This is a genomic window from Fulvivirga lutimaris, from assembly GCF_009711525.1.
Taxonomy (GTDB): Bacteria; Bacteroidota; Bacteroidia; order Cytophagales; family Cyclobacteriaceae; genus Fulvivirga; species Fulvivirga lutimaris.
Genome location: NZ_SMLV01000296.1, coordinates 1 through 11,227, shown reverse-complemented (window position 1 = coordinate 11,227; position 11,227 = coordinate 1). Strand labels below are relative to the sequence as shown.

Below are 11,227 nucleotides of genomic sequence, written 5' to 3'. Positions count from 1 at the left end.
TACCGATGACATTTCGGTACCTGTCACTAATGTTTTGAAGCCTGCCATATACATTATGCGGCCTGAATATGACATAGTTTAACCCGAACATTTCATGAGCTGCCTTTAAGTCCATTTCAACAGCATATTTTGCAATGCCATATGGATCCTCGGGCATTGGTGCAGCAGTTTCTATCATAGGTACGGCCTGTGAACCATACACCGCTATAGAGGATGTAAAGACAAAGCATTTTATCTTATGGTTTACAGCAGCGTTGATTAAGTTGATACTGCCGATCAGATTATTATTGTAATTGAAATTTCTGATGAAATGACTTAATCCTTCAGCGGCATAGGCTGCCAAATGATACACATAATCAAATTGATGTTGCTCAAAAAGTGAATTCACCAGCTCCTGATCACAAATCGACCCTTTGATGAAAGTTGCCTTTGTATTTACGTTGTCTTTAAACCCTCCACTCAAATCATCCAGCACTACCACTTTATGTCCGAGCGTTAGTAATTCGTTGGTTACATGTGCCCCTATAAAACCTGCACCACCTGTTACTAGAGATTTAATCATATACTTCGTTTCATATTAAACTGCTTAGCAAAGACATGCAGAGTGCTTTAGTATTTGAAGACCTAATATTGCGTTAGATTGCAATTATCGGATTTTAAATCCTTTGATCTTTATTCTAAGTTACAAATGTCGCATAGCTATAGTCAACATTTCTCTCACTCAATATTTAGGGTTGCCTTCTATGCATAGACATTTTCCTATAGAGTCTTTTTTAAGCTAATAAATTTTTCACAAGCTCGAACTAGCTTGTAGAATCTAGTCCAATTTTTAGCTTGATTGGTTTCTGACAAGCTTTGGATTAATTAACTTAGATAGGAAATATATCAAAAAATGATTCGAATAAGTCTCGTCCTAATTTTCTATTCCTGTATCACACCCCTCCTCGTTCACGCTCAAGAACCTGTAGTTGATAAGACCAGACTGGAATATGATGAGGACATGATCGAGTCGTTTCAGGTGGGAATGTGCGTATCCAACGATCAAAAATTTGGAGTTTTTTTTACTTGACAATGGTGAGCTCAATATTATGGATCTTTCAAGATCCCATTTTACGATGTCTTACAATTTCGAAATATCAAATCCTAGAGAAATTTTATTTACAAAAAATGACAGCCATTTGCTCTTGGTTGAAAGCCATAGGGTACGATTGATAGATTGGCAAAATGGAAGCGAAGTAATATCAAAAAAATATGAAAATGAAATTCAAATTGTACGATCATCCAATTATACCAATCACTTTGGAGTAGCAAACGACTCAAAAATTGAAATTTGGGACATAGAAAATCTTAAAATATCTAAAACTCTCAATGTTAAAAAGAGAATCACAAATATTTCTTTCAGTCCATTCTCTACTGAAATTGTTATCAGTCCCACTTGGAATGTTTTGAGGAATAGGATTTTTATTTTTGATTATCAATCCGGAAAAGAGAAATATGAAATCAAAGGAAAATATTTAGCCTCTTATGACAATGTGGGTCAGCGAATGGTTTTTTGGCAAAATAATGCGGTACCTGGTTTGACTGTAGGCACTCCAGTTTTTGGACATCAGTCTTTTGATAAAAAAGACTATCAGTCCCTCACATATTTCGATGGCAAGCAAGAAAAAAATAGTGATGTTGGTTTCTATTTATCCACACTTCATCTAAAAGACAAGCTTATTGGTGCAGGAGGTTATCGTGGATTCAGTGTGTTTGATTATAAAAAGGGAGGCAAAGTTTTTACAACAAAAAAAACCAAACGCGACCGAAGCTCTTCAGGGTTTTCTGCAATGCGCGACTATGCAGCAAACGCCCATTATTTACTTAACGATGATCTGGCGCTTATCAATGCCTATGGTGACAACATTAACCAGATCTACAGCGCTACGGAGAATAAAATAGTGGGGTACATTTTTGTGGATGCTGGTGGAGACTATGCTGTAGTGTCAAGAGATGGTCGATTTGATGGCACCCCTGAATCGTCATCTAAGCTATTTTGGAGTTCTCGAAAGTCTTCTAAACAAACAAGTTTAGAAAGTACCTTTAGCAGAGGCTTTACTCCTGGATTACTTCAAATCTTGCTTGCAGGTAATGAAGTTTCTAAAGAATTGGTAATTGATGATGCAATAGAAAATGTACCTGTAGTTCAGTTAACAAAATTCAATAATCAAGAACTGCCAACTTCTACTCTCCCAAGGTTAGAATCGAGCCAAAGGGTTTGCAGTGTAGAGGTAAATGTTCTTGAAAACAACAACAATGTTTCAAGCATTAAGCTCTTCCAAAATAATAAGCTTGTAGGGATAAGTGAGCAACAGAGCAAAGCCACTTTTGAAGTTAATTTGACCAATACTTTTGGAGATGAAAATTACTTTTACACCGTAGCGATCTCAAAAGATGGTATTGAGTCAAAGAAGAAAAAAATGGTGATTAAATATTCAGGAAAGACCGATGAAAAACCAAAACTATTTCTAGTATCGGTTGGAGTAAATGAGTACAAAAATCCAAAGTACAATCTCAACTATGCCGTAGCAGATGCGGATGCATTTAAAGAAGAGATTAAAAAGGGAGCTGAAAGCATTTTTGATAATATTTTCGATTTGGAAGTACGGAATTCAGGTTTTACAAAGACCAAAATAAGCGAGGTTTTAAATAATGTCAGGTTGAAAGCCAATGAACAAGATCTTTTGATCTTTTATTATGCTGGGCATGGTGTAATGTCTGAGGGCATAGAACGTGAATCGGAATTCTTTCTTGTGCCGCATGATGTAACACAGCTATATGGAAGAGATGAAATGTTATATGAGAATGCAATTTCTGCCAAGGAGATACAGGATATTTCAAAAGAAATCAATGCACAGAAACAAATTTTCATTATTGACGCTTGTCAGTCTGCCTCTGCTTTGGAGGCTGTGGCCCAACGTGGTATAAAAGAAGAAAGAGCTATCGCACAGCTGGCCAGAAGTACGGGAACTTTTTGGATTACAGCCTCTGGATCGAAGCAGTTTGCCACAGAATTTGAATCACTAGGACATGGGGTTTTTACTTATGCTTTATTGGAAGGGCTGGCTGGAAAAGCTGACGGAGGAAATCATGATAAAAAAATAACTGTAAAAGAACTCAGCGCCTATGTAGAATCTCGCGTTCCAGAACTATCTGAAGAATATAAAGGCAAACCACAATTTCCTGCGGGGTATTCCTTTGGAAATGATTTTCCAATTGTGGTTTATGAGTAGTTTATGAACTTTTAAATCAGACTACAAATAGAAAGGATGGACACTTATAATCTACAGAGTAAAGCTTTCTGCAAATATTAAATCCTACTATTCCTCCTCACTCCTAGTCAATCCCTCTTGAACACGCTCAATTTCACGAATTAAAGGTGCATAATTGGAACGTGCCGCTTGTCTATTCATCCAGGTGATATAGGCATAAAAAGCAGCAATAAGAGATAGCATTGTTAATTTTTCTGATAACAAGTAAGGCAAGACAGAAGATAGTGGAGAGTCCCAAGTATCTGTTTGGCCTACCCCAAACACAAACATAATATTGGTAATAAAAGGAGGAAGTATATACCAATAAAAAACGCTGTTTAATAGTTTAGCTTGCTTCATCAAGTATTGCTTACGCTGACTTAACTGATCAAAAAGTGATAATGATGTATCAGGAAGTTTGTCTTTACTTGCACTTTTCAACCTGTAGATAACATAGGCGAACCAAACAATAGTGAGTAGGCAGGATACCTTTGTCCAAAAGTAAGGGATGATAAATGCGATTACTGCAAAGCCTATCATTCCAACAACACTTGCTATGATTTCTCTCCTGTCTCTACGTCCAATTTTACCATCAAGTGATTCCATACGATTTCTCAATTCTGTTACCAATAGCGGCATATTCAATGTTATATGACTCATATCCGATGATTTTTTCCAAATTTTAATTAATTCTTCCTCTCTCATGCCCCAAGTTTTTTAGTGATACAATCAAAAAGCTTTTTACGAATGCGCTTCATTTTCACAGCCACATGATTTTCTGTCATCCCGTGAATCGATCCAATCTCCTTATACGACAACTCTTCCAGGTAGAGTACCACTAGAGATTTATCTGATTCATTGAGTATTTCTATACATGATTTTAATGCTTCATACCTTTCATCACGTTTTTCATCCCATTTGCCAATCTGGAATGAAATGGCATCTAACTTTACCGTTATATCATTTTTTCTGTTAAGCTTTAGTTTGGCACTAAGACAAACATTAATAGCTACCCTATACAACCAAGTACCCAATCTTGACTTTTCTTCAAAAGATGAATATGATCTCCATGCCTGGAAAACAACCTCTTGAAACAAGTCAGCGGGTTCCAAAGGATCTGCTGCATAAATGTGGCAGATACGATAGAGCGAGTCTTTATGATCCTCTATGGCCTGTTCGAAAACTGTTGAGTCCTTAGACTTCCTTTTTATTGTCATTCAAGTGGTTAGTATTACCTACTGGGATTATATGACAGTGATGATGATATTTTTTTTTAAAAAAATACGCTTTAAGTCATTGGATGCATCGTCTTATAATCCCTCAAAGGGATATTCCCCAGAAGGTATTTTTAGCTTTATTTTATAGGTGCAATAAAAAAGCCATTTAAGGGATGTGCCCCTATAAAACCTGCACCACCTGTTACTAAAGATTTAATCATATTGAGCTTATCTGGCAATCAAACCAGCATCAATTCCATTCTCCAAATCAAACGTATCTCCTACCGAGCCAACGACTGCATGATACTTGTCTAAACCCAATAACCTTCTAAGGTCATATAGCGCATTAATACCTGTGCAATGTGCACCATTAAGATTCTCCAGTCCAAACTCTTTCATTTTACCAGCAGTCCATTCTATATGCTCATCTGAGGCTCTTATTAAATGAAACCCTCCGATAGCGGCAAAAAATTTATCCTCATAAATGTCAGTTCTGATCTGCTGCATTGTATTTATAACTCCTGCATGGCCGCATCCAGAAATCAATACAAATCCATCAGCGGTAGTAATAGCTATAGATTGGTCTTCAGGTATATTGTCTTCGACAATGCCATCCTCGGTTTTTATTTTTCCTGATCCCGACCAGTTTCGTTCATCATATATCCGCACTACTGGACCTGTGATCCACATTCCTGGAAATAATTCTGCTTTGGAGTCATGTTCAACAAACTCTACTCCGTCCTTTTCAAGTGCCTCCTTCATGGCCCATATTTTATTATCTTTCCCTACGCGCTCAAGAAAAATACCTTTACCAACATGAACTCGCTTCAGTGCATTGGGATTCTCCTTTTTAAGCTCCTCTCTTAGTGTTAATAACCCTCCTACATGATCTCCATGATTATGACTCAGAAAAACGTCTTCAACCACCGAAAGGTCAACACCCAAATCCCGAGCATTTTTAAGTACGGTATCGTGCTTACTGCCAGTGTCAAACAAAAGCTTTTTACCATCTACTTCAATTAGCGCTGCATAGCCCCACTCACCAATGCCACTATTGGCCAGCATGGTTGATAGTGTGGTTACTTTCAACGAAGAAACCTTGTGAGCATCGCTTTTTGAAACAGGCTGAGCCATAGCGCAATGTGAGATGATCAAGAAAGCCAATATAGTTTTTAAGCTGTGTTTCATGCGATGAGTTTTTATGGAAGTGTGCAGTAATTAATTTATGTTAAGATAATAAAAAGATGGTCTAATGTAGCTTATTACCAAGTGGCGAGATGTTAAGCATTTGTTAAAGTAGACGGTTGGATGATGGTAACTTTAACCAAAGGATTTGTCATTATAACTCAACAAAAAGAGGCTGTCTTGAAAGGACAGCCTCTTTAATACTTATCTGTGATTCTGATTCTTAATTAAAAACCGAAGAGAACATCATTTTCATTTCGTCCCATGAAGCTTTATCTGCAGCCTCATTGTACTTCAATGGCAACTCAAATTTAGCACCCAAAGAGTCCGCACCTTTGCTGGTAAACGCATGTACAGCTCCTTCGTAAGCTACATATTTGTATTGTGCACCAGAAGCATCCATTGCTGCTTTAAATGCTTCAACACTTTCTGGAGAAACAAAAGGATCATCAGCACCATTACAAACCAATACCTTTGCTTTTAACTTACCAGCTTCAGGCATTACAGGCAGTTGTACACCACTATGGAAAGCAACAACAGCATCTAAGTCCATGCCCGAGTTAGCCATAGTCAGCACTACACTACCTCCAAAGCAATAGCCGATTGCTCCAATCTGCTCAGGGTCTACCATTGGGTTTGCCTTAAGTTGTTCTAATGCTTTTGTAAACCGCGCCTTTGCCTCATCAATATTAGACATTACACTAGAGCTAAATTTCATCGCATCTTGAGGGTGAGCAGCCTCTTTTCCATCTCCGTACATATCAACAGCTAGTGCTACATAGCCCAACTCTGCAAGCATATCTGCTCTTTGTCTGGAATAGTCATTATGTCCCCACCACTCATGCACTACCAATATACCAGGGCGTTTTGCAGTATCCGCTTTGTCATAAGCGATATAACCATTCATAGTTACCGAATCAGTAGAATAAGAAACTTCTTCTCCTACATACTCAGGAGCCACAGTCTCCACCGGCTCTTCCATTGTGTTTTCTGTTTCTTTAGATTGTTGAGAACAAGCTACGAAGACCAGAGCGCTTAGAAATAAGATAAATTTCTGTTTTGTAAGGTTGATCATAATTCTTTGTTTATTTTTCATGTGTACAAGGTTGTTAACCTAAATTTAATAATGTTTGTTCAAACAGTTTTTAGATACTGAAAAATAAAACAAATCACGCTTAAAGATGATGTATTGAAGTCCTACCGGTTAAAAATACTGCTGCATATTATATTGATGGTGCTTACCAGCCTGATGACCTTCTATGTGCTGGTAGAGACAGATTTTTGGTTGCTTTCCATCTGGCTGATTCTAGGGGCCATCCTCCAATCAGCAAGTTTAATTCGTCTGCTGGAAAGACATCAAAACGAATTGAAAAACTTCCTTTTAGGCATTCAACAAAACGACTTTACCAACTCTTACTCCAATACCAAAACAGGAGAAAAGAGTAATGAGCTGCACATGGCTTACAATGCAATAATTGGCAAGTTCAGACAATTGAAGCATGAGAAAGAATCAAATTACCATTTCTTGCAAACTATAGTTGAGCACTCCCTAGTGCCTATGATCGGTTATTATGAAGATGATGAGCGTGTGACTTTGATTAACGATGCTGCAAAAACTCTTTTCAATAAACCCTTCTTTAAAACCATCAGTCGTATTAAGTCTATAAATGCTGATTTGTATAATTTGATCATTAAACTTGAAAGCGGTGGAAAGGAATTGATAAAGGTATTTATTGGCAATGAGCTGCTGAACCTGTCGGTATCGGTGAAAGAGATCAAAATGGAAGATCACCTTTACAAATTGGTATCTTTCCAAAACATAAATCGTGAGTTGGAAGCCAATGAGTTAGAGTCCTGGCAAAAGCTGATCAGGGTACTAACCCATGAAATTAAGAACTCAGCCATTCCCATTTCTACACTCACAGAGGTGGTCAATTCTATGATCATTGATGATTCCGGTCGACTAAAAGACCTGTCAGTACTAAAACAGGATGAGCTGGATGACCTTCACATAGGGCTTAAAACTGTTGAGAAACGAAGTAAAGGCCTGGTAAACTTTGTAAACGCCTATGGAGAGCTCTCGAAACTTCCGCAGCCTAATTTCAAGGAAACAGAAATGAAAGAAGTGATTGATTCTGTGGTAAGCCTGTTAAGCACCGACCTCAAAAAATCTAACATTGACCTTAAGTTGAACATTACTAGGCACAAGCTGGTAATTGACCCTGAATTAATTGAACAGGTACTCATTAATCTTATAAAAAATGCCAAAGAAGCGTTAATCAATAAGCCTGAAGCTACAATTTTGATTGAGTCGCACAAGCAGAATAACATATATCAGATTACAGTGGAAGACAACGGCAGCGGAATAGACAAAGAGACGCTACAGAATATATTCATTCCTTTTTACACCACAAAAAAGGAAGGCTCAGGTATTGGTCTGAGCCTTTCTAAGCAAATCATGCAAGCACATAAAGGTGCTATTCATGTGTCATCTGTACCAGAGCAAGGCACATGCTTCACCCTCTCCTTCTAGACTTTATTCGGTTCTAAGATTATCTGCAGGGCTATTTTTAGACACTTTATAAATCTGGCCGCCAACAGTAATGGCAAAAGCTACTACCATAATGACTATGGCAATGACAATAGGATATGCTGTGACACTTGGTGCATCAGGATAAATAGATTTAAGCATACTACTCATATTAATTACCCCTAATGGAGCTCCAATAATAAAGGCTATACTTAATATCCACACATAGTCACGGTTAATTAACCCAACAATAGTTGATAAATTGGCCCCCAACACTTTTCTCACACTAAACTCCTTCATTCTCCTGTTGATGTTAAAAGTCACAAGACCATAAAGGCCAAGGCAAGCCAGGAATAAAGTAATGGCCGCTATAGCCGTAATCAGAATTACATTTGCTGCATTTTCATCATAAAAGCTATCCATTACTTTAGTTTGGTAAATACCATCAAATGGATCGTCAGGAGCAATTTCCTTCCAACTGGCTTTAACATAGTCCATGGCCTCAGCCTTGTCTCCATCAGTTGTTCTAATTGTCAGGTAATTGAAGCCTGTTTCGAATTTCGGAATAAAAGCTACCGGTAGTGCCTCGTGATAATAATCATCCGTTGAAAAATCATCCACCACTCCTATCACTTCGTACCTAACACTGTCATAGTAAAAATGACTCTTGAGTGGCTCTGTCCATTTCATTTTTCGAACGAGCCTTTGTGAAACTACCGCATTATTGGCATCACCTTTTGTATTATAGAAGCGGCCTTCTAATAAATTCAAATCAAGTACATCCAAATAGTGCTCATCAGTCATATAGATGTTGGCCTGTAGGTCTGTTTCAGCATGTTTAACTACAGATATTCTATTGTAAGGACCAATGTGCCCAAATGAGCCACTGACAGTAGTAATCTTAGGGCTTTCTATTAGCTTATCATGCAATGCCGTATATATCTGATCATTATTAATAGGTACAGTTATTACGTCCTCAGCATCATAACCCCAATCAGCATTAGCCAATTGCATACTTACATCTGTGAAAACAAAACTGGTGACTATGGTAAAGAAGGCAATGACAAATTGAAGTGTGAGTAGTATTCTACTAAAAATGGACTTTTGTCCAAACTTCTGATTGCCTCGAAATATAGTTATTGCCTGAAATTTTGAAATATAGAAAGCAGGATAAAGGCCGGAAGCTAAGCCAACAAACAGTAGCAGCGCTCCGAAAAATAGGCCCATATTTATTACAGATGTAAATGAAAATGGAATTACTATTGGCAGAAGACTATTAAAGCCTGGTAAAAAGAGAAAATAGCTAATGAATACTCCAATCACCATTGCTATTGTACAGATGATAACATTTTCAATTAAAAATTGCTTAATCACCATATTCCTTGTGCCTCCAAGCACCTTACGCATAGCAATTTCCTTCAATCTTTTGGTAGAAGAGCTCACGGAGATATTAACATAATTAGCACTGGCTAAAATCAGTAGTAATACTGCTATAACAGATAACAGGATACGTCCTGCAGGGCTCCCACCCCCTAAAACACTACCTGTTAGTGTATGAGTAATTTTTGATACTTCTTCCATACTCATTAAGTCAAAAGACTTAGATTGCATTTCAGTTTGAGAGTCATTTTGAAGCTTTACCATTGACGGAAAATAAGACTCTATATCAGCGGCATTGGCATTTGGAGAAAGTGTTAGAAATATACCATCAGTTAAATAGGACCAGTCGTTTCTAACATCAGCATTTCTGTCAAAGTAACTTTCTATTGAGATAAGTACAGAAGGGGCAAAACTTGCATTGTTAGGGAATTTTTGAAATACACCACCAACAAAATAATTATAAATACTGCCATCTTCATACTTCATGGAGATTTGCTTACCTATTGGGTCTGTCTCTCCAAAATACTTCGTAGCAACTCTCTTGCTTAAAAATATTTGAGCTTTGTCATTGAGTACCTCCTTATTGCCTGATTCAATTGGAAAATCGAATATTTTAAGAAATTCAGGATCCGTAAAGTATATAAACTCGTTAAATACTAGCTCATTATAGCGCATATTCCCAGTTCCATATTCAATCCTCGCAAGCTCATCTACTCCTGATATCTCCTTCAATGATGCTTCCATGGTAATAGGAACATCACTCCATTGCTGACTTTGCCCTTGAGCATTTACTACATTAATAACCTGATAAATGTTATCCCGCTTGGTATGAAAGCTGTCCATATTGAGAAAGAAAGTAACAAAAATGTAGGATGTTATAGCACTGCCCACTGCCAGTGCCAATCCTAAAATGCTGATTGCCGAGGTGACCTTATCCTTGATAAGATTACGCATTCCTGTTTTAAAATAATTTCCAATCATAGCCGTGTTGTTAAGCGTTATATTTTGAGTTGTTGTTCTTTTAATATTTGACCATCTAAAAAATCTCAAGACATCCCAAGCAAATTTCCTTTTAGCTGATGCCGCACCCTCTTTAGCCACCCTGTTATCAAATAGTTCATAAACATCGCCTTGAATTTCTTCTAGCAGGTCCGGGTTACAGTACCAGCTTAAAAATTTATCCGCCCATTTAGGTGGTTGAGGCATCTTAGGAAAAGTTAAATGAGATTTGTGGAATTTGATTGTAGAGCTGACTTCTTACTTCCATAGATTCATCCAAGGCTTTCTTGCCGAGATTGGTAAGGTTAAAAATCCTTTTTCTTCTACCTCCTCTTTCTTTAGTAGCTCCGCCCATTTCGGATTTCACCAGACTCTTAGCTTCTAACCTTTTTAGCACTGAATGAATAGCACTGATATTAATGTTACGCCCAGTTTGACGCTCTATTTCTTCCATAACTGCCACACCATACGCCTCCTGATATAATGCCCCAACCGTTAGCAAAACAAGTTCTTCTAATTCACCGATGTATTCGCCTTTCATAAATTTTCATTTGTTATACAAACGTGAATGTAATGTATTAGTTTCACTTTTGTATAATTAATAATATAGTTTGTTATTATTTAAT

Annotated in this window: 9 protein-coding genes; 2 read left to right on the top strand and 7 right to left on the bottom strand. The window is 37.5% G+C overall.

The window, feature by feature from the left end; translation table 11 throughout:
- On the bottom strand, nucleotides 1-562 hold a 562-nt coding region (locus E1140_RS05280), incomplete at its 3' end, for an NAD-dependent epimerase/dehydratase family protein (protein WP_155179884.1).
- 487 nt (nucleotides 563-1,049) lie between these two features.
- On the opposite strand from E1140_RS05280, the gene E1140_RS05275 reads away from it, so the two are divergent.
- Nucleotides 1,050-3,272: a caspase family protein gene (locus E1140_RS05275; RefSeq protein WP_155179881.1), complete on the top strand. Its 2,223-nt coding sequence runs from the start codon at nucleotides 1,050-1,052 to the stop codon at nucleotides 3,270-3,272.
- An 87-nt stretch (nucleotides 3,273-3,359) separates the two neighbouring features.
- Here the strand turns inward: E1140_RS05275 and E1140_RS05270 are convergent, their stop codons facing one another.
- The 4 genes from E1140_RS05270 to E1140_RS05255 form a co-directional block, all read right to left on the bottom strand.
- On the bottom strand, nucleotides 3,360-3,995 hold the full coding sequence (locus E1140_RS05270; RefSeq protein WP_155179878.1) for a hypothetical protein: 636 nt from the start codon (nucleotides 3,993-3,995) through the stop codon (nucleotides 3,360-3,362).
- Nucleotides 3,992-4,507 carry an RNA polymerase sigma factor gene (locus tag E1140_RS05265; RefSeq protein ID WP_155179875.1) on the bottom strand — a complete coding sequence of 172 codons (516 nt, stop codon included), beginning with the start codon at nucleotides 4,505-4,507 and terminating at the stop codon, nucleotides 3,992-3,994. The genes E1140_RS05270 and E1140_RS05265 overlap by 4 nt, the downstream gene beginning before the upstream one ends.
- A 228-nt stretch (nucleotides 4,508-4,735) precedes the next feature.
- Entirely contained in the window at nucleotides 4,736-5,695 is a 960-nt protein-coding gene (locus tag E1140_RS05260) for an MBL fold metallo-hydrolase (protein ID WP_155179872.1), read from the bottom strand.
- 220 nt (nucleotides 5,696-5,915) lie between these two features.
- On the bottom strand, nucleotides 5,916-6,788 hold the full coding sequence (locus E1140_RS05255) for a dienelactone hydrolase family protein (protein ID WP_221412641.1): 873 nt from the start codon (nucleotides 6,786-6,788) through the stop codon (nucleotides 5,916-5,918).
- A 93-nt stretch (nucleotides 6,789-6,881) separates the two neighbouring features.
- Here E1140_RS05255 and E1140_RS05250 point away from each other — a divergent pair, with 93 nt between their 5' ends.
- A complete protein-coding gene (locus E1140_RS05250) occupies nucleotides 6,882-8,225 on the top strand; it encodes a sensor histidine kinase (protein WP_155179868.1) in 1,344 nt (447 codons plus the stop codon).
- A gap of 3 nt (nucleotides 8,226-8,228) precedes the next feature.
- Here the strand turns inward: E1140_RS05250 and E1140_RS05245 are convergent, their stop codons facing one another.
- On the bottom strand, nucleotides 8,229-10,808 hold the full coding sequence (locus tag E1140_RS05245) for an ABC transporter permease (protein ID WP_155179865.1): 2,580 nt from the start codon (nucleotides 10,806-10,808) through the stop codon (nucleotides 8,229-8,231).
- A gap of 1 nt (nucleotide 10,809) precedes the next feature.
- Nucleotides 10,810-11,142 (bottom strand): PadR family transcriptional regulator, encoded by a 333-nt coding sequence (locus E1140_RS05240; protein WP_155179863.1) that lies wholly within the window; start codon nucleotides 11,140-11,142, stop codon nucleotides 10,810-10,812.
- Between the last annotated feature and the right edge of the window lie 85 nt (nucleotides 11,143-11,227).

Coding starts and splice junctions, on each gene's coding strand:
- E1140_RS05270 (WP_155179878.1), bottom strand. CDS start 3,995: ATGAGAGAGGAAGAATTAATTAAAATTTGGAAAAAATCATCGGATATG.
- E1140_RS05265 (WP_155179875.1), bottom strand. CDS start 4,507: ATGACAATAAAAAGGAAGTCTAAGGACTCAACAGTTTTCGAACAGGCC.
- E1140_RS05260 (WP_155179872.1), bottom strand. CDS start 5,695: ATGAAACACAGCTTAAAAACTATATTGGCTTTCTTGATCATCTCACAT.
- E1140_RS05255 (WP_221412641.1), bottom strand. CDS start 6,788: ATGAAAAATAAACAAAGAATTATGATCAACCTTACAAAACAGAAATTT.
- E1140_RS05245 (WP_155179865.1), bottom strand. CDS start 10,808: ATGCCTCAACCACCTAAATGGGCGGATAAATTTTTAAGCTGGTACTGT.
- E1140_RS05240 (WP_155179863.1), bottom strand. CDS start 11,142: ATGAAAGGCGAATACATCGGTGAATTAGAAGAACTTGTTTTGCTAACG.